The sequence below is a fragment of the Streptomyces sp. NBC_00414 genome, assembly GCF_036038375.1.
In the GTDB taxonomy this organism is placed as follows: Bacteria; Actinomycetota; Actinomycetes; order Streptomycetales; family Streptomycetaceae; genus Streptomyces.
Genome location: NZ_CP107935.1, coordinates 1,922,060 through 1,944,777 on the forward strand (window position 1 = coordinate 1,922,060; position 22,718 = coordinate 1,944,777).

The 22,718-nt window shown below is 71.4% G+C and carries 19 protein-coding genes and 1 riboswitch; of the genes, 4 read left to right on the forward strand and 15 right to left on the reverse strand.

What is annotated here, in order from left to right:
• The first annotated feature begins 140 nt into the window (after positions 1-140).
• Positions 141-2,024 carry a DUF2264 domain-containing protein gene (locus OHS59_RS08365; protein ID WP_328492740.1) on the forward strand — a complete coding sequence of 628 codons (1,884 nt, stop codon included), beginning with the start codon at positions 141-143 and terminating at the stop codon, positions 2,022-2,024.
• Positions 2,025-2,138: 114 nt separating this feature from the next.
• Here OHS59_RS08365 and OHS59_RS08370 read toward each other — a convergent pair whose 3' ends face one another.
• The 6 genes from OHS59_RS08370 to OHS59_RS08395 form a co-directional block, all read right to left on the reverse strand.
• Positions 2,139-2,786 (reverse strand): GAF domain-containing protein, encoded by a 648-nt coding sequence (locus OHS59_RS08370; protein ID WP_328492741.1) that lies wholly within the window; start codon positions 2,784-2,786, stop codon positions 2,139-2,141.
• Positions 2,783-3,382 carry a GTP-binding protein gene (locus OHS59_RS08375; RefSeq protein WP_328492742.1) on the reverse strand — a complete coding sequence of 200 codons (600 nt, stop codon included), beginning with the start codon at positions 3,380-3,382 and terminating at the stop codon, positions 2,783-2,785. Before OHS59_RS08375 ends, OHS59_RS08370 begins: the two co-directional genes overlap by 4 nt.
• The gene (locus tag OHS59_RS08380) at positions 3,360-3,731 is read right to left on the reverse strand and encodes a DUF742 domain-containing protein (protein WP_328492743.1); all 372 of its coding nucleotides are present in this window, start codon (positions 3,729-3,731) and stop codon (positions 3,360-3,362) included. Before OHS59_RS08380 ends, OHS59_RS08375 begins: the two co-directional genes overlap by 23 nt.
• 2 nt (positions 3,732-3,733) lie before the next feature.
• Positions 3,734-4,168, reverse strand: a complete 435-nt coding sequence (locus OHS59_RS08385) for a roadblock/LC7 domain-containing protein (protein ID WP_328492744.1) — start codon at positions 4,166-4,168, stop codon at positions 3,734-3,736.
• A gap of 80 nt (positions 4,169-4,248) precedes the next feature.
• On the reverse strand, positions 4,249-6,537 hold the full coding sequence (locus tag OHS59_RS08390; RefSeq protein WP_328492745.1) for an ATP-binding protein: 2,289 nt from the start codon (positions 6,535-6,537) through the stop codon (positions 4,249-4,251).
• 369 nt (positions 6,538-6,906) lie between these two features.
• Positions 6,907-8,154, reverse strand: a complete 1,248-nt coding sequence (locus tag OHS59_RS08395) for an MBL fold metallo-hydrolase (RefSeq protein WP_328492746.1) — start codon at positions 8,152-8,154, stop codon at positions 6,907-6,909.
• 319 nt (positions 8,155-8,473) lie between these two features.
• Between OHS59_RS08395 and OHS59_RS08400 the strand changes: the two genes are divergently transcribed.
• Both OHS59_RS08400 and OHS59_RS08405 read left to right on the forward strand, forming a co-directional pair.
• Positions 8,474-9,637, forward strand: a complete 1,164-nt coding sequence (locus OHS59_RS08400; RefSeq protein ID WP_328499121.1) for a glutamate dehydrogenase — start codon at positions 8,474-8,476, stop codon at positions 9,635-9,637.
• A 196-nt stretch (positions 9,638-9,833) separates the two neighbouring features.
• Entirely contained in the window at positions 9,834-10,472 is a 639-nt protein-coding gene (locus OHS59_RS08405; RefSeq protein ID WP_328492747.1) for a TetR/AcrR family transcriptional regulator, read from the forward strand.
• 84 nt (positions 10,473-10,556) lie between these two features.
• Here the strand turns inward: OHS59_RS08405 and OHS59_RS08410 are convergent, their stop codons facing one another.
• From OHS59_RS08410 to OHS59_RS08425, 4 genes are all read right to left on the reverse strand, one after another.
• Positions 10,557-11,342 carry an SGNH/GDSL hydrolase family protein gene (locus OHS59_RS08410; RefSeq protein WP_328499122.1) on the reverse strand — a complete coding sequence of 262 codons (786 nt, stop codon included), beginning with the start codon at positions 11,340-11,342 and terminating at the stop codon, positions 10,557-10,559.
• Positions 11,343-11,488: 146 nt separating this feature from the next.
• Positions 11,489-12,208, reverse strand: a complete 720-nt coding sequence (locus OHS59_RS08415) for a DUF6250 domain-containing protein (RefSeq protein WP_328492748.1) — start codon at positions 12,206-12,208, stop codon at positions 11,489-11,491.
• 394 nt (positions 12,209-12,602) lie between these two features.
• The gene (locus OHS59_RS08420; RefSeq protein ID WP_328492749.1) at positions 12,603-13,517 is read right to left on the reverse strand and encodes a M23 family metallopeptidase; all 915 of its coding nucleotides are present in this window, start codon (positions 13,515-13,517) and stop codon (positions 12,603-12,605) included.
• A gap of 2 nt (positions 13,518-13,519) precedes the next feature.
• Positions 13,520-13,695: riboswitch (cyclic di-AMP (ydaO/yuaA leader) on the reverse strand.
• A gap of 284 nt (positions 13,696-13,979) precedes the next feature.
• The gene (locus tag OHS59_RS08425) at positions 13,980-16,061 is read right to left on the reverse strand and encodes an alpha-galactosidase (protein ID WP_328499123.1); all 2,082 of its coding nucleotides are present in this window, start codon (positions 16,059-16,061) and stop codon (positions 13,980-13,982) included.
• A gap of 168 nt (positions 16,062-16,229) precedes the next feature.
• Here OHS59_RS08425 and OHS59_RS08430 point away from each other — a divergent pair, with 168 nt between their 5' ends.
• Positions 16,230-17,027: a tyrosine-protein phosphatase gene (locus tag OHS59_RS08430; RefSeq protein WP_328492750.1), complete on the forward strand. Its 798-nt coding sequence runs from the start codon at positions 16,230-16,232 to the stop codon at positions 17,025-17,027.
• 17 nt (positions 17,028-17,044) lie between these two features.
• On the opposite strand, the gene OHS59_RS08435 is transcribed toward OHS59_RS08430, so the two are convergent.
• The 5 genes from OHS59_RS08435 to ispG form a co-directional block, all read right to left on the reverse strand.
• On the reverse strand, positions 17,045-17,170 hold the full coding sequence (locus OHS59_RS08435) for a DUF6126 family protein (RefSeq protein WP_328492751.1): 126 nt from the start codon (positions 17,168-17,170) through the stop codon (positions 17,045-17,047).
• Positions 17,167-17,805, reverse strand: coding sequence for a helix-turn-helix domain-containing protein (locus OHS59_RS08440; RefSeq protein WP_328492752.1), 639 nt, complete (start codon positions 17,803-17,805; stop codon positions 17,167-17,169). Before OHS59_RS08440 ends, OHS59_RS08435 begins: the two co-directional genes overlap by 4 nt.
• 313 nt (positions 17,806-18,118) lie before the next feature.
• A complete protein-coding gene (locus OHS59_RS08445; protein ID WP_328492753.1) occupies positions 18,119-19,516 on the reverse strand; it encodes an aspartate aminotransferase family protein in 1,398 nt (465 codons plus the stop codon).
• Positions 19,513-21,507 (reverse strand): 1-deoxy-D-xylulose-5-phosphate synthase, encoded by a 1,995-nt coding sequence (gene dxs / locus OHS59_RS08450; protein ID WP_328492754.1) that lies wholly within the window; start codon positions 21,505-21,507, stop codon positions 19,513-19,515. Before dxs ends, OHS59_RS08445 begins: the two co-directional genes overlap by 4 nt.
• Positions 21,508-21,536: 29 nt before the next feature.
• Positions 21,537-22,718: a flavodoxin-dependent (E)-4-hydroxy-3-methylbut-2-enyl-diphosphate synthase gene (gene ispG / locus OHS59_RS08455; protein WP_328492755.1), complete on the reverse strand. Its 1,182-nt coding sequence runs from the start codon at positions 22,716-22,718 to the stop codon at positions 21,537-21,539.

The window sequence follows — 22,718 nt, forward strand, 5'->3', positions numbered from 1 at the left end:
TCGCGTACGCGTACGGCTCGATTGATCCCTCGGTGGCCACCAGCCGTATCCCTCTTCGGAAAGCTGGATCAGACAGCCGGACCAGCGCTGGATCGGAGAGTCGCGAACGCGCCCGGCGACCGAGGAGTCGGAACCCCGCCATGCCCGCACCGTATGTGTCCCTGCCGCCCGCCGATCACGTCCTGTCACCGCACACCGGCTGGACGCGGGCGCACTGGGAGACGCTCGCCGACCGGCAGTTGGAGGCCCTGGTGCCGTACGCGACGCCGGGGTACGCGCAGTACCGGCTGCCCGGCCGGGCCTCCTCGTCGGGCGTGGTGCCGGACGGGCTCGCAGGGTTCGCGCGGTCATTTCTGCTGGCCTCCTTCCGGATCGCCGGGGCGCAGGGCGATGTCGATCCCCGTCTTGTGGAACGCTACGCGCGGGGTCTGACAACGGGCACCGACCGCGACAGCGGCGAGGCCTGGCCCGAACTCACCGACCTGTCCCGGCAGATGGCGGAGGCCGCCGCGATCTCCGTCGGACTGCACGAGAGCCGCCGCTGGATCTGGGACCGCCTTGACACCGGGACGCGCGAGCGGGTCGTGGACTGGCTGTGGGGAGTCGTGGGCCGCCGCACCCCGGACGACCACAGGCGCCTCCACCAGGTGGTGACCGAGCAGTTCCTCGCCTCGGTCGGCGCGCCGTACCGGCAGGACGACATCGACGCCGGACTCGACCGGCTGGAGGACTGGTACGCGGGCGACGGCTGGTACAGCGACGGTGAGGGCCGGACCTTCGACCACTCCAACGGCTGGGCCCTGCACCTGTATCCGCTGCTGTGGAGCCGGATGACCGGCGGCGGGGGCGGCGGTCGCGGCCAGGTCCACCGCGAACGGCTCGCCCGGTTCCTCACCGTGCACCCGCGGTTCTTCGGCGGTGACGGCGCTCCCGTGCACCACGGCGGCTCCCTGACGTACCGTTTCGCCACCACCGCCCCCGTGTGGCTGGGCGCCCTCGCGGGCTGTACGCCGCTGGCCCCGGGCCTCACCAGACGGCTGGCGTCCGGCGCGGTACGGCACTTCGTCGAGCGCGGGGTGCCCGACGAGCGGGGTCTGCTGCCGCTCGGCTGGTACGACACGTTCCTGCCGGTGGCGCGGGCGCACTCGGGGCCGGCCTCGCCGTACTGGGCGAGCACGGCGTTCCTGGGTCTGCTGCTTCCGCCGGAGCATCCGGTGTGGACGGCACGCGAACTGCCTCTGCCGGTCGAGGAGTCGGACCACTGCACCGCGCTCCCGGCGCCGGGCTGGCTGCTGCACGGCACGAAGCACGACGGCATCGTGCGGCTGATCAACCACGGCAGCGACCGCACCTCGCCGTCCGGGCCCGCCGAGGACGATCCGCACTCCTCGAAGTTCGGCTATTCGACGGCGACGGCACCCGAGGCCGCGGCGCACGCGTGGCGGCGGAACGTCGACGGGCACATCGCACTGGTGGCCCCGGACGGCACCGCGTCACGCAGACGGGCCGTCGTGCCGCTGCACTGCTCCGGGCGGACGGCGGCCTCCCGCCAGGAGGGCGTGCTGCCCGGCGGCGAGGAACGGTTCACGATCGACACCACCAGCGTGCTGCGCGGCCCCTGGGAGATCCGCGTGCACCGGGTGCTCGCCCCGTCCGGCACGACGGTCCGGGAGGGCGGTTACGCGGTCGCGGCCCCGGCCCGGCCCACCGCGGAACGGGGGTACGGCTGGGCGCTGGCCCGCACCGGCGACGGGCTGACCAGCGTGGTCGTCGCGCTGCACGGCTGGGACGAGGACACGGGCATCGCGCGCGAGGCCGAGGCCAACGCCTTCGGGCCCCACTCGGCGACGCCGTACCTCCGGTGCGCCGCGGGCCACCCGGGCGACGGCGGCGTGTACGTCACGCTGCTCGCGCTGACCCGCGACTCCGTGCACCCCCAGGCGTTACGGGAGTCGGTGTCCTGCGAGGTCGAGGGACACGAGGTCCGGATCACCTTCCCGGAGGGCGACACGGTCTCGGTCTGACCCGTCTCGGTCCGACCCGTCTCGGTCCGACTCACGCCCCGACCCATGTCCCAGGGGCCACGGATCGCGTACGAACCATGTGGCGCCGACACACACGAGCGGGCCGGTTCCCGGTCAGAACCCGCCCTCCCGCAGCTCGATCTGCTCGACCAGCTCCGCCGCCATCGCCTTGATGGTGTCCAGACCGGACCTTCCCCACGGCCTGGGCTCGACATCGGTGACGCACACCGTGCCGAGCGCGATGCCCGTGCGGTCGAGGAGCGGGGCGCCGAGGTAGGAGCGGATGCCGAACTCGTCGACGACCGGGTTGCCCGCGAAGCGCGGATAGTCCCGGACGTCCTCCAGGACCAGCGCCTTGCGGCGGACCACCACGTGGGGGCAGAACCCGTAGTCGCGGGCCATGTGGCGGTGGAGTCCGATCGACGGCGGCGCCGAGCCGCGGAGGTCGGCGTCGCCATGGGACTTGGCGCTGCCATTGCCACTCCCACCGACGCCGACGTCGTCGCCTCCACCACCGCCGTGCCGGGTGGCCACGGGCCGGGTGTGCAGGCCCGCGAAGAACTGCCGTTCCTCGCCGATGAAGTTGACCATCGCGTACGGCGCCCCGGCCAGCTCGGCGAGCCGCCGCGCGAACGCGTCGAGAGCCGGTTCCGCGCGTTCGCCCAGGCCCAGCACACGCAGTCGGCGCGTCCGGGCGGGTGCCTCCTTGTCCTCGGGCGTGAGCAGCAGCCGACCGGCCGGACGCGACGGGTCGTAACTCATGTGTGTGCTCCGTGGCTCGGGGCGCGTGTGGGTGCGTGTGCGAGCAGGTGGCGGACGAGGGTGAGCAGGGTCTGCACGCCCGAACTGGAGATCCGCGCGTCGCAGCGCACGACCGGTACGCCCGGGTCGAGGTCGATGGCCGCCCGCACCTCCTCCGGGTCGTAGCGGAAGCCGCCGTCGAACTCGTTGACGGCCACGATGAAGCCGAGGCCACGCTGTTCGAAGAAGTCGACCGCGGCGAAGCAGTCCTCGAGGCGCCGGGTGTCGGCGAGGATCACCGCGCCGAGCGCGCCTTCGGAAAGCTCGTCCCACATGAACCAGAACCGTTCCTGTCCGGGCGTGCCGAACAGGTACAGCACATGTTCCGGGTCGAGGGTGATGCGCCCGAAGTCCATCGCGACGGTCGTCTCGACCTTGTTCTCGATGCCGTCGAGACTGTCGGTCGCGGCGCTGACCGTGGTCAGCAGTTCCTCCGTGCTGAGCGGCGCGATCTCGCTCACCGCGCCGACGAAGGTGGTCTTGCCCACCCCGAAGCCTCCCGCCACCAGGATCTTCAACGCGGTGGGGAAAGGGTCAGAGCTGTCGTCGTAGTCCATCGAGCACTGCCTCCAGAAGAGACCGGTCAGTGGGGTTGTGGTGGAACGTCGGGGCCTTCATGGACAGCGCCCCGCAGTCGACGAGGTCGGACAGCAACACCTTGGTCACTGCTGCCGGCAGCTTCAGATGCGCGGCGACCTCGGCCACCGACACGGGGTCCCGGCACAGTTCGAGTGCCTGGGCGTGCTCGGGGCCGAGGTAACCGAGGGGGGTGACGCCGGTGGACAGCACCTGGGACAGCAGGTCGAGCGCGGTGCTCGGCCGGGTCCGGCCGTTGCTGACCTGATAGGGCCGCACCAGGCGGCCGGCCGCGCCGTCGAGCCAGGGCCCGTCGCCGGCCGCGGCCACGTTCAAGGCCTCATCGCCGACGGTTCGACGCTGTGCTGCCTCGGCGCGGTCATCAGGTACGGGCGGACGCTCTTGACCAGCATCGCCATCTCGTAGCCGAGCACGGCCGCGTCCGCGTCGCGCCCGGCGAGCACGGCCAGACAGGTGCCGGAGCCCGCGGTGGACACGAACAGCAGGGTGGAGTCCAGTTCGACGACGACCTGCCGCACATCGCCGCCGTCGCCGAAACGGACGCCCGCGCTGCGCCCCAGGGAGTACAGCCCGGACGCCAGGGCGGCCATGTGGTCGGCGCTGTCGGGATCGAGCCCGTGCACCGACTTCACGAGGCCGTCGCAGGAGAGCAGCACGGCGCTTCTGGTGTGCGGCACGCGTTGCACCAGGCCGCTCATCAGCCAGTCGAGATCGGATGCGTGGCCGGTCGGCGCATCGCTCACCATGGGGGATCGACTCCTTGAAATACGAAGGTCTTCGGGAGCGGAAGTGTGGGTGGCGGAAGTGTGGGCGGGGGTGGCGTGGTTCATCCGGCCGGTGTGCTCCCGTCGTGCCGGGCGGACGCCTCTGCCGCCTCTGGCACCCCTGCCGGTTCGGGTCGTTCACGCATGGGATGCGCTGTGTGCGTGTCGCCGAAGAGGGATCCGTCCAGGTGGTCGGGCGCCGGGTGAGCGCCCTCGGCAGGGGCGGGTTCCATGGGCGTCGGCTCCATACGGGGCGCCGGGCTCATGGGGTCCGACTCCCTGCACTGGGCCTCGGCGAGTCCGATGCCACGCTGGAACGCCGCCATCAGATTCGGATCGTGCTCCACGTGGAACTCGGACTCGGGCCGGGGCGCGGGCCCGCCGCGCAGTTCGGGCACGATGTGCTCCTGGGCCCGCCGCCTGGGCAGTTGGGGCCGGGTCATGCTGCCGCGCACCGCGCCGTTGCGCGGGGTGGGCGGCGCGGCCATGTTCTCGGCGACGGCCCGCCTGTCGTCGGGGCGGATTCCGGGGACGGCCTCCGAGGGGTTGGCCCTCGTCTCGGCGCCGCGCACCGGGAGCGGGGCGGGGTCGCCGCCACCGCCGTTGACGACCGTCAGCCCGACCGGCGTACCCGTACCGTCCGGCTGCGGGTCCACGGCGGCCCAGTTCATGTGCGCCGGAATGCCCTGCGCCGAGGCTCCATGTCCCGGGGCCCCGTGTGCCGGGGTGCCATGCGCCGACGTGTCCTGACCCGCCACGCCGTGGCCGCGCATGCCCTGCGCATACGTTCCCTGTGCCGACACGCCATGAGGGCCAGGACTCCCGTGAGCGGAGGTCCCACGCGCCGGAGCCGTCCCGCGGGCCGAAACCGGATGAGCCGGAGCCCCTTGAAGCGCAGCCCCCGGAACCGGAGTCCCATGAGCCGAAGTTCCATGTGTCGAAGTCCCATGAGCCGGAGTCCCGTACCCAGGCCCAGGCCCCCCGCGTGCGGCTCCCCCGGGCCCGGCCACCCCCTGGGCAGGCGTCCCGTGTGCGGGCGTCCCGTGTGCGGGCGTGCCCTGGACCGGGGCCCCGGTGCCGGGCGGAGCACCGAGCGCCATGGCACCGCGTACCGGGGAACCGTTCGCCCCGGCCTGCGGCCCCTCCTCGGCCCCCAGCAACGCCTGCGGCACGACCAGTACGGCCTGCACGCCGCCGTAGATGTTGGTCTGCAGCCGGACGGCGATCCCGTGCCGGCGCGCGAGCTGGGAGACCACGAACAGCCCGATCCGGCCGTCCGCCAGCAGGCTCGCCACGTTCACCTGGTCCGGGTCGGCGAGCAGCGCGTTCATCTTGTGCTGCTCGGCCAGCGGCATGCCGAGACCGCGGTCCTCGACCTCGACGGCGAGCCCCGACGTCACCACGTTGGCCCGCAGCAGCACCTGGGTGTGCGGCGCCGAGAACACCGTGGCGTTCTCGACGAGTTCGGCCAGCAGATGGATCACGTCGGCCACGGCGTGCCCGCGCACGGTGCCGTCGATGGGCGGTACGAGCTTGACCCGGGAGTACTGCTCGACCTCCGCGGTCGCGGAGCGCAGCACCTCGGTCATGGAGACCGGATTGCTCCACTGGCGGCGCGAGACGGCGCCGCCGAGCACCGCGAGGTTCTCGGCATGGCGGCGGATACGGGTGGCGAGGTGGTCGACGTGGAAGAGGCCCTTGAGAAGGTCGGGGTCCTCGATCTCGTTCTCCAGCTCGTCGAGGATCGAGATCTCGCGGTGCACGAGGGACTGGAGCCGCCGGGCCAGATTGACGAAGACCTCGACCTTCTGCTCGCTGCCCGCGTGGCTGGAGAGCTGGGAGGCCTGGACGACCGCGCCGACCGCGCCGTCGTGGGCGGACGCCAGGTCCTCGGCGAGCAGGTCGAAGTCGTCGGCGTCCGGGGCGGGCCGGCTGCGCGGCCGGCGGACGGGCGGCCCGTCGCCGCGGCGCAGCGTCTCGACGAGGGTGACCAGATCGGCCTGTCCCCGGGCAGTGGTGCGGCGCAGCGATCCGACGCGGTCGTGCACGGACCGGGCGGCCCGCTCGGCGGCCACGGCGGCGATCACGATGCCGGCGACGGCGACCGCGAGGGCTCCGGAGAGCACGATCCACAGGGTGAGGTCGGGACGTGCGGCGGTCGTGCGGACGGTGAAGAGCACGGCGGCACTCGCGCTGAGCGCCACCGCGATGGGTGGCAGGACGGCGAGGCGGATCAGCTGGGGCCGTATGTGGGTCTCGGGCAGCGTGGGGGTGGTGCGGGCGACCGGTCGCCCGTGCCGTCCGCCCTCGCGGCGGTCTGCGCGTGCGGCCGGTGCGCGAAGGTGAGACATCGACGTCCTCGGACTGGTATGTCGGGGCTGTGGGGATCCCCCGGTCTGCGACCACGGCGTGCGCCGAACGGGGCGTACGCCATCGCTGCGCCGGTCGAGAGAGCCGACGAATTCGGCCCTGCGTCGCTCAGCGGCCACTCACAGTAGTCGCCACCGCATCATGTGCGGTGGGCAGTTGACAAAGTCCGACGGCTGAGGTCCCGCTCTGGTATGAGCGCTCGTACGACAGACCGATAAACCCCTCGAGCACAGGCTGCCGCGCTCCACCGAATCGATCAGACCTGGTCAGAAGTGGTCAGCGAAAAACGGCGAGGGCCGAGGAGCAGTTCGCTCCTCGGCCCTCGCCGACCGCCTTCGGGCACCTTCAGGTCATCCGGTCGGCACCGATTCCGGGTCTCCGGCGCCCTCCGCCTTGTCACGCGGAGTGTCACGGACCGTTTCCGCCGCGGCTGATCCCTCACCGGCCGTCTTCTCGTCGGCCGTCCCCTCGACGGCGGGCCAGCCGCCCTTCGGCTCCATGGCCACACCCCGCCACCAGGGCTCGGAGGGAACGGTCTCGGCCGTGGGTTCGAACGGCTCACCGGGCCGGGGCAGCGCGATCCGGGCGCCGAGCGCGCGGGCGGCGGTGACGGTGCCCTCGCCCGGCTCGGCCCACGGGTGGGTCGCGAGATTGAACGTGGCCCAGTGGATCGGCATCATCACGCCGGTGGGCTTGCCGCCCTGGAGGTCGAGGTGGGCGCGCATGCCCTCCTCCGGCGTCATGTGGATGTCGGGCCAGAACTCGCTGTAGGCGCCGATCTGGATCATCGTCGCGTCGAAGGGGCCGTACTCGGCGCCGATGTCCTTGAAACCGGTGAAGTAGCCGGTGTCCCCGCTGTGGTAGATCCGGTGCTCGTCGCCCGCCACCACCCAGGACGCCCAGAGGGTGTGCTGCGTGTTGCGCAGACCGCGGCCGCAGAAGTGCCGGGCGGGTGTGGCGGTCAGGGAGATGCCCCCGACCTTCGTCGTCTCGTGCCAGTCCAGCTCGCGCAGCCGGTCCGCCGGGACGCCCCAGTGCTCCAGGTGGGCGCCGACGCCGAGGGGCACCGCGAACAGCGTGTCCGTGCCCGCCAGAGCCTTGATCGTGGGCAGGTCGAGGTGGTCGTAGTGGTCGTGCGAGATGACCACCACGTCGACCGGGCCGAGCGTCGCCAGCGGCACGGGCACCGGATGCAGCCGCTTGGGTCCGGCGAAGGCGAACGGCGAGCACCTCTCGCCCCAGACGGGGTCGAAGAGCACCCGGTGTCCGTCGATCTCGGCGAGGACGCTGGAGTGGCCCATCCACGTGAGCCGCAGCCCCGAGGCCGGGGGCGCCGCGAGGTCGGCGAGGGTGGTGGCGTGCACGGGAACGACGCCCGCCGGAGCCGCGCGGGCACGCTCCTCCTTACGGAAGAAGCTGCGCGCGAATTCGAGCATGGCTCCGTCCGGGCGGGGGGCGCCCTCGGGGTTGCGGAAGACACCGTCCGCGTAGTTCGGAGATCTGCGGATGCGTGCCATGCGCTCGCCACTCGGATCCGCGCCGAACGCGGCGGGGCGCAGAGCACGGAGCCCGGAACTCAGGGAACGGGAGCCGGTCACGGCACCTCCAGGTGGGTCGGTCTGAATTTCCATTATGGTCGCCGCCTCTGACAGCGCCGGGTCGGGCGCGTGACAGGGCGGTGTCCGTGCCGAGCACGGCAAGGTCCCACCTCGTACGACGTCGCCCTCACCCAAGGTCCGTCCAGCCGCGTTGACAGATTCGCCCCGCAGTTTCGATACTGACCGATCATTCAGTAGCGAGGGTGCGGGACCGGCACCGGGACGCACTGTGCGCCCGGCTCCCAGCCGGTGAAACGTTCCGAAGCCGATCCCTGTTCCCGAGGAGCCCCCTGTGAACGACCCGGACAGCGCCCCCCTGATGACGCTCACCTGGACCGACCACGTCACCGGCCGTCAGGGCCATCTGGTCGTGGACCGTCTGGTGCGCGGCGTCTCCAGCGGCGGGCTGCGGATGCGGGCGGGGTGCACGCTGGACGAGGTCGCGGGGCTGGCCCGGGGAATGACCATGAAGGAGGCGCTGCACTACAACCCGGAGGGCCGTTACGTCCCGCTGGGCGGCGCCAAGGGCGGCATCGACTGCGACCCCCGGGACCCGGAGGCGTACGGCCTGCTCGTGCGCTATCTACGGGCCATGCGCCCGTACATCGAGAGCCACTGGACCACCGGGGAGGACCTCGGTCTGACCCAGGACCTCGTCGACCGGGCCGCGGCGGAGGCGGGCCTCGTGTCGTCGATCCAGGCGGTGTATCCGCTGCTCGACGACGAGGCGTCGGCGCGTCGGCGGCTGGCGGACGCGTTCGCGGTCGAGGTGGACGGCATCGGTCTGGACGAGCTGGTCGGCGGCTGCGGGGTGGCCGAGTCGGTGCTGGCGACGCTCGACCGGGCCGGGGCGGCGTACGGCGGGACCCGGGTCGCCGTACAGGGTCTTGGCACCATGGGCGGGGCCACGGCGCGGTTCCTCACGCGCGCGGGGCTGAGCGTCGTGGCGGTCGCCGACGTGAAGGGCACGATCGCGAATCCCGAGGGGCTGGACGTCGACGCGCTGCTCGCCGCGCGCGACACGTACGGCACGGTCGACCGCTCGGTGCTGCGCCCCGGCGACCGCGAACTGCCCGGTGACGCCTGGCTGTCCGCCGGGGCCGACGTGCTGGTGCCGGCCGCGGTCTCGTACGCCATCGACACCTTCAACCAGGAGCGGATCACCGCCCGCTGGATCGTGGAGGCGGCCAACATGCCCGTCGTGCCGGAGGCGGAGGAACTGCTCGCCGCGCGCGGGGTCACCGTCCTGCCGGACGTCGTGGTCAACTCCGGGACCAACGCCTGGTGGTGGTGGACGCTGTTCGGTGACATCGGGGCCGACCCGGACGAGGCGTTCGCGTACACGCGGCGCTCGATGCGCGCCCTGATGGACCGGACGCTCGCCCGGGCGGAGGCCGACGGGTCGACGCCGCGGGCGGCCGCGCACGCCATCGTCGCGGAACGGCTGCCGGCGATCGCGGAGCGGTTCGGCTGGTACCGGTGACGGTCCTGGCGCGGCCGGACCTGCGACGGGCCCGGCAAGGCCGCGCCGTTCGGGGTGCCCGCACGGCCGCGCCGGCGGAGGTGTCCGCACGACCGGACCGGTGACGGTTCCGGCAGGGCCGCGCCGGTGGCGGCCCGCACGGCCGGTATCCGACCCTCCGACCGCGTCGTCCCCGGCCAGGCAATAGGGTTGCCCGGTGGCGAGAGTGCGGTTGAGTGTGACGGAGCGGCGCCAGGAATTACTGCTGGCCGCCATCCATCAGATCGAGGAACGCGGTGTGTCCGCGGTACGGATCGCCGATGTGGCGAACGCGCTCGGGGTGAGCAACGCCCTGGTGCTCTATCACTTCTCCACGAAGGAGAAACTGGTCGCCGCCGCGTTCACGTACGCGGCCGGGGACGACCTCGCCCATCTGCGCAAGCTGCTCGGCCGCCGGACGACGGCGCTGCGCCGGCTGCGGGCCGCCGTGAGGTGGTACGCGCCGACCGGGCAGGCCAAGGGCTGGCGGCTGTGGATCGAGGGCTGGGCGGTGGCGCTGCGCGAGCCCGCCCTGCGGGACGTCACCCGTGACCTGGACCGGCAGTGGAAGGCCGCGCTCACCGAGGTCATCGCCGAGGGCGTGGCCGCGGGCGAGTTCCGGTGCCCCGACCCGACGGCCACGGCGCTGCGCCTCACCGCCCTGCTGGACGGGCTTGCCGTGCAGATGACGGCGTACCCGGGCGCGGTGTCGCGCGCCCGCACCCAGCGGTGGGTGGACGAGGCCTTGGCCCGGGAACTGGGGCTCGACCGCGTCGAGCCCCGGACGTCGGTCGAGCCCCAGAATCCAGACGCCTGAGGCAACCATCCCCCCGGCGTCCAGCCCCGCTTCCCTTCGGACCCTCAGCCTCTCGGCCCGTCAGCCGCTCGGACCCTCGACCGTTCAGGCCACGGCGTCGATCCACGTCTTGAGGTCGTCCAGGGACAGGCTCCCCTTCGCCTCCACGCGGTCGCCCGAGGACTCCCCGCGCAGCCGCCGGCCGATCCACGGCACCAGGTACTCGCGCGCCCAGTGGATGTTGTCGCGCCGCATCTCCAGCGTGCCGCGCGGCGGCAGCGGGGGCCACGGCTGGTCCGGGTCCGCGGGCACCTCAAGACCGAGGACCTGCCCGGCGCGCAGGGCGACCCGGGTGTGCCCCTCGGGCGACAGGTGGAGCCGGTCGCCGTCCCAGGCCCGCCGGTCCTGGATGGTCTTGAGGGACCACAGGTCGAGCACCGGACAGTTGTACCGGTCGGCGATGGCCCGCAGATGCAGGTTGTACGTGGCGATCTTGCCGCGCATGTGCCTGAGCACGGGTACGTCACGGGTGTCGAAGCCGGTGGTCACGAGGACCGTGCCGACGGCCGAGGTGAGGTCGGCGACGGCACGCTCGTAGCGTTCCGCGACCTCGTCGGGGTCGGTGCCCGGCCGGATGATGTCGTTGCCGCCCGCACAGAAGGAGACCAGGTCGGGCGCGAGCTCCCTGGCCCGCGTCAACTGGCGCTCGACGATCTGGTCGAGCAGTTTCCCGCGCACCGCGAGGTTGGTGTACTCGAAGTCGCCCTCGGGCCGCCGGTCCGCGAGAAGTACCGCGAACCGGTCGGCCCAGCCTACGTATGCCCCGTCCGGGCCAGGGTCGCCGACGCCCTCGGTGAAGCTGTCCCCCACCGCCACGTACGACCCGATCAGTGATCTGTTGTCGTCTTTCGAATCGTCTGCCACGTCGACCCATGATTCACCTTGAGGTGTGAGCTACGCGACCGTAGGAAGGGGTTGACGCGCGGTGAGATAAGCCACGCGTCAAGTGTTGGTCAATCCCGGAATAAGGGGCGCGTTCAGTGACGTCGCCGCAGCTCCCGGACCTGGAAGTCCTGAATCGCGAAGTGGCTCCAGGTGGTCCGGAAGGCGAAGTGCCCCCGTGTGTACGGCTCCGGGTCGGTGTAGTCGAAGACCAGCCGCCCGTTGTTCCACCACCGGACGGTCGAGCCGTTCGAGACGATCCGGACCCGGTTGGGGCGGTTGGCCGTGAGCAGGGGTTCGGTGTAGTCGAAGATCAGCGGCCGTACGCCCGCCTCGCCGACATAGCGGCGCAGCCTGGTCGTGGTGTTGGTGTTCGCGCCGTATCCGACGTAGTACGTCCTGAGGTGGTCGTACTCGGCGAGCGCGCCGCCGCGGGGCGTGGCGAAGAGGTCGTCGGGTGAGCGGGCGTCGGTGGCGTTCCAGAAGTTGTTGAGGTCGGAGACGCGGTCGTTGGCGCCGCCCGCGGAGATCGGTGTGGCGGTGTACTCGATGACGTACGGCCCGCGGAGCGCGCGCTTGAACCAGACCGTCGCGCCGCTGGGCACGTCGATGTCCAGGACACCCCGGGAGGCGGTGACGCTGCCGCCGTCCTGCAGCTCGGTCACCCACCGGCCGAGGCCGTGCCGGAAGTCGTCGCGGGCGACGACGCGGCCCCCGCCGTGGCGGGCCGTCGCGCCCGCCTGCTGTCCGGGGACGAGCGCGGCGAGGCCGGCACCCGCGGCCAGGGCTCCGAACGCCCTGCGTGTGGTCGTCATGATGCGGTTCCTTCGAAGGTCGTGGCGCTGGGAGACGCGGAACGGGCGGTCGTGATCGACGGCTTCGGCACCCGCCTGGTCTCGAAGCCGAGGTGGTGGTCCGTGTACGTGGGCGCCGGACTCCCGGGACCGGCCAAGGTCGCAGAAAGCGCTTGTGGGGATCACTGTGCCGCCCTCCCGCACCCCTGTCGACGCTTCCCCGGGCCACGCCACGAGACCGCAATACGCCGAACACGTTCCGCCCGACGGCGGGTTGCGCGGGGCGGGTAACGCAGGGTGGGGCACCCGGACATGCCGAAGGCCGGACCCCGGGGATCACAGGGTCCGGCCTTCGGAGACGAGCCGGGCGTACGGCCCGCGGAATGCGGGCGCGGCGCCGGACGGCACAGTTGGATCAGATGGAGACGCCCTTGGCGCGCAGGTACGCCAGCGGGTCCACGTCCGAGCCGTAGTCCGGGGTGGTGCGGATCTCGAAGTGCAGGTGCGGGCCGGTGACGTTGCCCGTCGCGCCGGAGAGACCGACCTGCTGTCCGCCGGTCACGCTCTGGCCGGCCGAGACGGAGAGGGAGGACAGGTGGGCGTACTGGGCGTAGTGGCCGTCGGCGAGCCGGATGACGACCTGGTTGCCGTACGCGCCGCCCCATCCGGCGGAGACGACGGTGCCCGCGCCGACGGACTTGAGCGCGGTGCCGGTGGGCACGGCGAAGTCGACACCGGTGTGGTAGCCGCTCGACCACATGCTGCCCGACATCTTGTACGGGGTGCCGATGGTGGCGCTCCCGACCGGCAGTGAGAAGCCGGTCGCGGTGGCCGCCGCCTTGGACGCCGTGGTCGTCTTCTTGGCGGACGACTTCGCGGCGGAGGACCTGTCCGCCTTGGAGGCACCGGAGTCGGAGCTCGGGGCCGCGGCGGCCTTGCCGCCGATCGTGAGTTTCAGGCCCGGGTGGATGAGCGCCGGGTCGCCGCCGATGGACTTGCGGTTGTCCGAGTACAGCTTCTTCCAGCCGCCGCTGACGTCCTGCGTGTCGGCGATCTTCGAGAGGGAGTCGCCCGAACGCACGGCGTAGGTCTTGGTCGTGACCTTCTTCGCCTCGGCCTTCTTCTCGGCGACCGGGGCGGACGCCGCGCTCTTGCTCGCGACGTTCGAGGCGCTCGACACGGAATCGGCGGCGGACTGCGGAGTCGCGGCGTGCGCTCCGGCCGCGCCGAGCAGCGGGATGGCGAGGGCCGCGCCCCCGGTTCCGGCGACGGCCATGGAGCGCGAGAAACGCTGGGACTTGGGACGGCGGTGCTTACCCTTCGCGGGCATGACGAATTCCTCTCCGGCGCCTGCGAGGTGAGCTGTCGGGTGCGAGCTGGAGATGCCCGGCCGTGCTTTCGCACGACTTAACCCCAAGCCGTTCCGGAGACCGGAACAGGCGTCTTACCTGTGGGTCCCCCGCTCCTGCCACGTACGGGTGAGTGCGGATTCCGGGCGGCGGCAGGATTGGGCGTCCGTCCGGATTTGAGGTGAACGTAAGCGACATGAAGACGCGGGAACAAGCTTGGGGGTTTCCTGTGTGCCCCGTTTTCTTGATCCTCGATCGAAATACCGGTCACCCTGCGTGAATAAGCGCTGCCCCCCGGGTGTTAAACCCCTGAAAACAAAGCGGAATTGCGTGAGCATGGCGACAGCGGACCGTCACGAATATGACGCTGCTCACGGACCACTGCCCCAGGAGCCTTTATTCCAGAGCGAGTTCCAATAAAGGCTCCATTACGGACACAACAGTCACATGCGACGCAGTCGGATAACTGCCGCATCGAGGTCACCGCGCAGCCCCGTCCGCATCCCGTGATGCAGCAGCACCGCACCTCGGTGCACTTCGCCCGTTTCGAGGCATTCGTACGACGCCGACGGGTCGAGGCCCCGCAGCCGCACCGGCGGAACCGGCTCTCCGTAGTGCTGGGCCTGGAGCCAGGCGAGGACGACGACCTCGCCGTCGCGGACGTACTGGACGGCGCTCAGCCCGCCCTCCGGCGCCCGCAGCCGATGGAGCTCACCGCCCTGCACGACGGGCCTGATCTCCTTGTAGAGCTCCACCCAGGTCCGCGCCTCGGCCAGCTCCTCCTCGCTCCAGCGGGTGAGGTCGCCGCCGACGCCGAGCACCCCGGCCATCGCGCTCACGAACCGGAAGCGCAGCGAGCTGACGCGTCCGTTGAGCTGCGTGTTCGGGCTGTCGGTGACCCAGGCGGCCATGGCCCGCGCGGGATGCACCTGGCTGAAGCCGTGCTGGATGGCGAGCCGGTCGAGCGGGTCCGTGTTGTCCGAGGTCCACACCTGGTCCGTACGGGCCATGATCCCGAGGTCGATCCGGCCGCCGCCGCCCGAGCAGGACTCGAAGGCGACGGCCGGGTGGGCCGCCCGCAACCGGTCCAACAGCTTGTACAGGGCGTGCACATGGTCCACCCACAGCCGCTGCGGGTACGCCTCGCCGGGCCAGCCCGCGTCGGTGAAGCAGCGGTTGAAGTCCCACTTCACGTAGTCGATCGGCGCGCTGGAGAGGAGCGCGTCGAGCTGCTCCCACAGGTATTCCTGGACGTCCTCGCGGGCGAGGTTCAGCACGAGCTGATTGCGCAGTTCCGTCCGCTTGCGCCCCGGCTGGAACTGCACCCAGTCCGGGTGCGCGCGGTACAGCTCGCTGTCCGGGTTGACCATCTCGGGCTCGACCCAGATGCCGAACTGCATGCCGAGCCCGTGCACGTAGTCGCTCAGCGGCTTCAGGCCGCCCGGGAAGCGGTCCCGGTTGACCGTCCAGTCGCCGAGTCCCGCCCGGTCGCTGGTGCGCGCCCCGAACCAGCCGTCGTCGACCACGAACAGCTCGACGCCCGCCTCGGCGGCGCGGCGGGCGAGCGCCCGCTGCTGCTCCTCGGAGATGTCGAACTCCGTGGCCTCCCAGGAGTTGTAGAGCACGGGCCGGTCCTGGTCCGCGTCCGGGATCACGTACGCGCGCTGGTACGCGTGCCAGGCGCGGCTCGCCCCGCCGAAGCCGCCGTCGCTCCACAGTCCCGCGAAGACGGGAGTGACGAAGGTCTCCCCCGGTTCCAGGCGCAGCAGACCGGAGTCGTCGTACCCGGCCCCGCCGGTGATCTGCACGCGGGCGTCCGGCAGTTGGGCCACCGCGATCCGCCAGGTCCCCGACCAGGCGAGCGCGCATCCGTAGACCTCGCCCAGCTCCTCGGTCGCCGTGCCGTCCGCGTCCAGGGCCACCCACGGCAGGTGCTGATGCCCGGTGTGCCCGCGCCGACTGCCGATGATCTTCTCGCCGTAGGTCAGCTCGGAGCGCACGAGCCGGGACTCGGCCGCCCACCGCCCGTGCAGCTGGGACAGCCGCCAGCCGTCGCGCCGCGGCAGCGTCCAGGTCGCGGAGTCGGCGCGCAGCACCTCCAGAGCGGGTCCGTCGTTGGCGAGGGTCACCCACCGCTCGACGACGTCGGTACCGGCGCGCATCCGGTAGTGCAGCGTGATGCCGAGCCCGGAGTCGGAGAACCGCAGCCGCAGCTCGTCACCGTCGGCCTCGTACGTCTCGAAGCGCCATTCGGTGCCGCGCCGGTCCGGCGTGCGCACGGACAGCGCGGGCCGTACGAAGCGGGGGCCGCCCTCGACCGGGTACTCCTCGTGGCCGTCGAGGGTGGCCTCGAACGCCCAGTACTCGGGGCCGGGGCCCGCGGCGAGCGCCTCGGCGTCGGCGAGCGCGATCCTCGCGCCCCAGTGCAGATGAAGCAGCTCGTCCTCGTCACCGAGCCGCAGGCCGTAGCTGCTCGTGGCCCCCGAAAGAAGCCACGTACGGCCGTCTGCGCCGATCTCTACCATCAAGCCCTCACATATTCGAACAGGCACGCTCAAGCACCAACATCATCAGGGGCCGCGTGCCCTTCCGGCAACGCCTGTGGACAACTCATTGGCCCACGAACCGATGTCGTATCGTCGGATGCGCACCTCGCCGACGAGCCGCGTCGGCGGCGGATGGGAGGAGCCCCCGTGACGCAGCAGGTCCCGTCGACCGAGCCCGAACTGGCCGGAGTGCGCAACTTCCGCGACGTGGGCGGTCTGCCGACGGTGGACGGACGGCGGGTGGCGTACGGACGGCTGTTCCGCAGCGGCCACCTCGCGCACGCGACGGCGTCGGACGCCGCGTTCCTCGCCTCGCTGGGCCTGCACACGATCTTCGACTTCCGCAACGCTGCGGACCAGAAGCTGGAGGGCGCCGACGTCGAGCTGCCCGGCGTGCGGAACGTGAACCTGCCGCTGACGGACCCCGCCGACGGCGCCGAGTTCTGGAAGATGGTCCGCGACGGGAACCTGGACGAGCTGCGGGTGCTGCTCGCGGACGGCCAGGCGGCGAACCGCATGATCAGGTCCTACCGCACGATCGTCAAGGAGCGCACGGCCGAGCACCGTCAGGTGCTGCACGCGCTGGCCGAGGACAGTGTCCCGGCCCTGATGCACTGCGCGGCCGGCAAGGACCGGGCGGGCCTCTCCGTCGCCGTCACGCTTCTCGCGGTCGGCGTCGAGCGCGAGGCCATCGTGGCGGACTACCTGGAGTCGAACGCGGCGCACCGCCGCTACAAGGTCCACCGCAGCAGCTCCGCCGCCTCGGCCTACACCCCCGAGGTGATGGAGCTGCTCAGCCCGCTCTTCGACGCACGCGCGGAGTACCTGGCGGCGGCGTTCGACACGATCGAGGAGACCTGGGGTGGGGTCGACGCGTATCTGGAGCAGGGTCTCGGCGTGACACCCGAGATACGGGAGCGGCTGCGGGAGCGGTTCCTCGACTGACCGGTCCGGGCGCCGGGCTACTGGTTCTGGGCCCCGAGCGAGAACAGCAGGTAGATGAAGGCGGCGAAGATGTGCCCGACCGCCACGTAGATGATGAGCCGCACCCACAGCGCGCGCGGGAACCGCTCCTCCAAGTCCTTCATGAGCCTTCTCCTGGAATCGTCGTCGGTCCGAGGCACAGGGCGGCCGTCGGACTCTGCAGCAGGGTGTGTACGAACAGGAGCTCGGCCCCGTCCCGGTCCGCGGCGGCGATCCGGTGGGGGGTCAGCGAGTCGAAGTGGGCGCTGTCACCGGGCGCGAGCACGTGGGCGGTGTCCCCGAGGCGCAGCCGCAGCCGCCTCTGGAGGACGTACAGCCACTCCTCGCCGGGGTGGACCCGCACGATGTCACCCTGCGCGCCGTACGGCACGTGCACGCGCAGGGACTGCATACCGCGTCCGGCGGCGCCGGCCTGCCAGTACGTCCAGCCGCCGGCCGTCGTGGGCTCCATGTCGGCGGAGCGCAGGACCGCGTCCCGCTCGGTGACCGTCTCGCCGAGCAGGTCGGAGACGGTGGTGCCGTAGATCCGGGCCAGCGCGAGCAGCATCGGCAGCGAGGGCTGGCGTTGGCCGGTCTCCAGCCGGGAGAGATGGGCGGGCGAGAGTCCGGCGGCGCCGGCCGCGGACTCCAGGGTCAGTGCCGCGCGGCGGCGCAGCGCGCGCAGCGCGGGGGCGACGGCGGGGAGCCGAGGGTCTGCCTCCGGCCCGGGCTCGGGTCTCGTACCCTTGTCAGGGTTCATGTGTCCATTGAGCCGCAGACTTGCCTCAGAGACAAATAACTTGCCTGAGAGGCAAAAGCCGGGCCCCGTCGTGGCCCAGCGCGCCATTCCCCGCGCACCTGAAGACAAAAGATTGCGTCGTTCCCCGCGCCCCTCAAGGCAAAAGACTGCGCCGTTCCCCGCGCCCCTGAGGGGGCGATGGCGCAGCCGAGCCCTCAGGGGCGCGGGGAACGGCGCAGTCTCTCAGGGGCGCGGGGAACTGCGCGAACGGCCCCCACCGGCCCCCAGGGACCCCGGTTCGGCAGGGCCCGGGTTCGGCGGAACGCGACCCGCCCTACCGGTTGGCAACCGCCTGCTTGACCAGCGTCTTGCCGAAGTCCCACATCAGCCCACCCCCACCGTGCGCATCATCCATCACGGCAGTGAACGCGTCCACGAACCGATCCACATCCCCCTCCGTGACCACCAGCGGCGGAATCAGCTTGATCACCTCCAGATGGTCGCCGGAGACCTGCGTGAGAATCCGGTGCCGCTGCAACAGCGGCACGACCACCATCTGCGCGAACAACCCCTTGCGCGCGGCCTGCAGCATCGTCCAGCGACTGCGCAGCTTCAGCGAGGTGGGCCGCCCGAACTCGATGCCGATCATCAGCCCCCGGCCGCGTACGTCGCTCAACAGCTCGTACCTGTCGACGAGCGCCGCCAGCCGGGACTTCAGCCGCTCCCCCGTGGCGCGGGCGTTCGCCACGATCTGCTCGTTCTCCATGACCGACAGCACGGCGAGACCGGCCGCCATGGCCTGCGCGTTGGATCCGAAGCTCGCGGAGTGCACGAGGACCCGGTCCATGGACGAGTAGACCTTCTTGAAGATCCAGTCCTTGCCGAGAGTGGCGCTCACGGGCACATAGCCGCCCGACAGCGCCTTCGCCACACAGACGAGGTCCGGCTCGACCCCGTCCTCGTGCTGGTAGGCGTAGAAGTCCCCGGTCCGGCCGAGCCCGGTCTGCACCTCGTCCGCGATGAGCAGCGCCTTGTGCTTGTGCAGCAGGTCCTGGGCGGCGCGCAGATATCCGGGCGGCGACTCGTGCACGCCCTTGCCCTGGATCGGTTCGACGATCAGCGCGGCGACGTCACCCTTCTTCAGTTCGGCCGCCAGTGCGTCGAGATCGCCGAGCGGGACCGCCGTGTCGGGCAGCAGCGGGGCGAAGCCGTCCCGGAAGCCGTCCTCGCCGTTGACGGACAGGGACCCGGTGGTCAGTCCGTGGAAGGCGTGCGCGCAGTACAGGACGCGCGGCTTCCCGGTGGCGTACCGGGCGAACTTCAGCGCGGTCTCGACGGCCTCCGTACCGCTGTTGCCGAAGAACACCCGGTCCAGGTGCGGGCTGTGCGCGAGCAGCCTCTCCGCCAGCAGTCCGGGCAGTGGCTGGCAGTCGAAGCGGGTGAGGTCGGCGAGGTCTGCGTCGAGTACGTCGTGCAGCGCCTTGCGGACGACGGGGTGATGGCGGCCGAGGCCCATCACCCCGAACCCGGCGAGCATGTCCAGGTACTCGTTGCCGTCCGCGTCCCAGAAGTGGGCGCCCTCGGCCCGCTCGTAGACCTTGTCGAAACCGATGGTGCGCAGCATGCGCGGCAGCTGGTGGTTCAGGTACTTCGCATGCAACTCGTAGCGCTCGGCTCCGCGCTCGGCGAGGAGAGTGCCGAGGTCGAACTCCTGGGACTTGCTGGTCGTCATTCCTGTTTCTCCTTGGACGCGTGCGTCTTCGCGGCCGGCTTGCCGGCGGCACCCTGTTTCCCGGCGACCCCCCGCTTCCCGGCTGCCCGCTTCCCGCCGGCCGTGTCCCGGGACGGCGCGGCCTCCCGGACGGCCAGGCTCGCGCTGATCCGGCTCGCGACCTCCACAGGGGTCAGACCGATGTCGGCCAGTACCTCGCCCCGCTTGGCGTGCGCGAGGAACTGCTCGGGGATGCCGAACCGCCGTACGGGCACGTCGACTTCGGCGTCCGACAGGGCGAGCGCGACCGCCGCGCCGACTCCGGCGGCCCGGCTGTTGTCCTCGACGACCGCGACCATGCGGTGGCCGGCGGCGAGGCCGGGCAGCACGGGATCGACGGGCTTGACCCAGCGCGGGTCCACCACGGTGCAGCCGATACCGCGGGCCTCCAGCAGCTCGGCGGCGTGCAGACAGACCGGTGCCATCACGCCGACGGCGACGAGCAGCACGTCGGACCGCTCGCCCCGGTGCAGTACGTCCACGCCGCCCACCCGGTCGACCGCCGGGATCTCGGGTCCCACCGACTCCTTGGGGAAGCGGATCAGCGTGGGGGCGTCGTCCACGGCGACGGCCTCGCGCAGCTGGGCCCGGAGCTGGTCGGCGTCGCGCGGCGCGGCGATCCGGAGGCCGGGCACGACCTGGAGGATGGACATGTCCCACATGCCGTTGTGCGACGCCCCGTCAACTCCCGTGATTCCGGCGCGGTCCAGTACGAAGGTCACTCCGCAGCGGTGCAGGGCGACATCCATGAGCAGCTGGTCGAAGGCGCGGTTGAGGAAGGTCGCGTACACGGCGACGACCGGGTGCAGCCCGCCGGTGGCGAGACCGGCCGCGGACACCGCGGCATGCTGCTCGGCGATGCCGACGTCCCACACCCGGTCGGGGAACCTCTCGGCGAACTTCGCGAGTCCCACCGGGTGCAGCATGGCCGCCGTGATCGCAACGACGTCCTCGCGTTCCTCGCCGATGCGCACGATCTCCTCGCCGAACACCGAGGTCCAGGAGGGGCCGTTGGAGGGCGCGAGGGGCTCGCAGGTGAGCGGGTCCATCACACCGACCGTGTGGAAGCGGTCCTCCTCGTGCGCGAGCGCGGGCTCGTAACCGCGGCCCTTCTCCGTCAGGCAGTGGATGAGTACGGGGCCGTGGAAGCGTTTCGCCCGGCGCAGGGCCGACTCGACCGCGCCCACGTCGTGGCCGTCGATCGGCCCGACGTACTTCAGCCCCAGGTCCTCGAACATGCCCTGCGGGGCGAAGGCGTCCTTGAACCCCTTCTTGGCGCCGTGCAGCGACTCGTAGAGCGTGCCGCCGACGACGGGGGTGCGCAGCAGGACGTCCTTGCCCCAGGCCAGGACCTTCTCGTAGCTGTCGGTCGTGCGCAGGGTCGCCAGGTGGTTGGCGAGTCCGCCGATGGTCGGCGAGTACGAGCGCTCGTTGTCGTTGACGACGATGATCAGTGGACGGTCCTTGGCGGCGGCGATGTTGTTCAGCGCCTCCCACGCCATGCCGCCGGTGAGCGCGCCGTCGCCGATGACCGCGACGACGTGCCCCTTCTCCCCCTGCACCTGCCGCGCCTTGGCGAGCCCGTCGGCCCAGCCGAGCGCGGTGGACGCGTGGCTGTTCTCGATGACGTCGTGCTCGGACTCCTCCCGCGACGGGTAGCCGGAGAGGCCTCCCTTGCCGCGCAGCTTCGAGAAGTCCTGACGCCCCGTCAGCATCTTGTGCACGTAGCTCTGGTGGCCGGTGTCCCACAGGATGCGGTCGACGGGCGACTCGAACACCCGGTGGAGCGCGATGGACAGTTCCACCACTCCCAGGTTGGGTCCCAGATGCCCGCCGGTCCTGGCCACCGCGTGGACCAGGAACTCCCGGATCTCTTCGGCCACTTGGCCTATCTCGGCCTCGGACAGCGCCTTCAGGTCTCGTGGTCCCCGGATGGTCTCCAGAATCGTCACGCTCGGCCCCCTCTCGGTCCGTTCTGCAGTCAACTCGTGGTGCCGGTGGGTTGCCCCGGCACCGTGACCTCCGGCTCGCCCGACGCGACGCCGTCCGCCTCCATCTGCTCGGCGATCTTCATCGCCTCGTCGATGAGGGTCTCCACGATCTTCGACTCGGGTACGGTCCTGATGACCTCGCCCCTGACGAAGATCTGTCCCTTGCCGTTGCCGGAGGCGACCCCCAGGTCCGCCTCCCGCGCCTCTCCCGGCCCGTTGACGACGCAGCCCATGACCGCGACGCGCAGCGGCACCTCCATGCCCTCCAGACCGGCCGTGACCTCGTCGGCGAGCTTGTACACGTCGACCTGGGCCCGCCCGCAGGACGGGCAGGACACGATCTCCAGCCGCCGCTGCCGCAGCCCCAGCGACTCCAGGATCTGGATGCCGACCTTGCACTCCTCGGCGGGCGGGGCGCTCAGGGACACCCGGATGGTGTCGCCGATGCCCTGGCTGAGCAGCGCCCCGAAAGCCACCGCGGACTTGATGGTCCCCTGGAAGGCGGGCCCCGCCTCGGTCACGCCGAGGTGCAGCGGATAGTCGCACCGGGCCGCCAGCTGCCGGTAGGCGTTGACCATCACGACCGGGTCGTTGTGCTTGACCGAGATCTTGATGTCCCGGAAGCCGTGCTCCTCGAAGAGCGACGCCTCCCACAGCGCCGACTCGACGAGCGCCTCCGGGGTCGCCTTCCCGTACTTCCGGAGCAGCCGCCGGTCCAGTGAGCCGGCGTTGACCCCGATCCGGATCGGCGTGCCGTGGTCCTTCGCGGCCCGCGCGATCTCCTTCACCTTGTCGTCGAACTGCTTGATGTTCCCGGGGTTCACACGCACCGCCGCGCAGCCCGCCTCGATCGCGGCGAACACGTACTTCGGCTGGAAGTGGATGTCCGCGATCACCGGGATCTGCGACTTGCTCGCGATGGTGGCCAGCGCGTCCGCGTCGTCCTGCGTGGGGCAGGCGACGCGGACGATCTGGCAGCCGGACGCGGTGAGTTCGGCGATCTGCTGGAGCGTGGCACCGATGTCCGACGTACGCGTCGTCGTCATCGACTGGACCGAAACGGGCGCGCCGCCTCCGACCGCCACCGGCCCGACCTGGATCCGCCGCGAGACACGGCGCTCCGCGATCGGCCGGACCGGCACCTCGGGGAGGCCCAAGGAGATGGCGGTCAT

Bases quoted from the DNA above. Each gene is read 5' to 3' on its own strand.
- OHS59_RS08390 (WP_328492745.1), bottom strand. From the start codon at position 6,537: ATGTCTCACCTTCGCGCACCGGCCGCACGCGCAGACCGCCGCGAGGGC.
- OHS59_RS08440 (WP_328492752.1), bottom strand. From the start codon at position 17,805: ATGAACCCTGACAAGGGTACGAGACCCGAGCCCGGGCCGGAGGCAGAC.
- OHS59_RS08400 (WP_328499121.1), top strand. From the start codon at position 8,474: ATGACGCTCACCTGGACCGACCACGTCACCGGCCGTCAGGGCCATCTG.
- OHS59_RS08370 (WP_328492741.1), bottom strand. From the start codon at position 2,786: ATGAGTTACGACCCGTCGCGTCCGGCCGGTCGGCTGCTGCTCACGCCC.
- OHS59_RS08385 (WP_328492744.1), bottom strand. From the start codon at position 4,168: ATGGTGAGCGATGCGCCGACCGGCCACGCATCCGATCTCGACTGGCTG.
- OHS59_RS08435 (WP_328492751.1), bottom strand. From the start codon at position 17,170: ATGAAGGACTTGGAGGAGCGGTTCCCGCGCGCGCTGTGGGTGCGGCTC.
- ispG (WP_328492755.1), bottom strand. From the start codon at position 22,718: ATGACCGCCATCTCCTTGGGCCTCCCCGAGGTGCCGGTCCGGCCGATC.
- OHS59_RS08425 (WP_328499123.1), bottom strand. From the start codon at position 16,061: ATGGTAGAGATCGGCGCAGACGGCCGTACGTGGCTTCTTTCGGGGGCC.
- OHS59_RS08420 (WP_328492749.1), bottom strand. From the start codon at position 13,517: ATGCCCGCGAAGGGTAAGCACCGCCGTCCCAAGTCCCAGCGTTTCTCG.
- OHS59_RS08375 (WP_328492742.1), bottom strand. From the start codon at position 3,382: ATGGACTACGACGACAGCTCTGACCCTTTCCCCACCGCGTTGAAGATC.
- OHS59_RS08365 (WP_328492740.1), top strand. From the start codon at position 141: ATGCCCGCACCGTATGTGTCCCTGCCGCCCGCCGATCACGTCCTGTCA.
- OHS59_RS08415 (WP_328492748.1), bottom strand. From the start codon at position 12,208: ATGACGACCACACGCAGGGCGTTCGGAGCCCTGGCCGCGGGTGCCGGC.
- OHS59_RS08445 (WP_328492753.1), bottom strand. From the start codon at position 19,516: ATGACGACCAGCAAGTCCCAGGAGTTCGACCTCGGCACTCTCCTCGCC.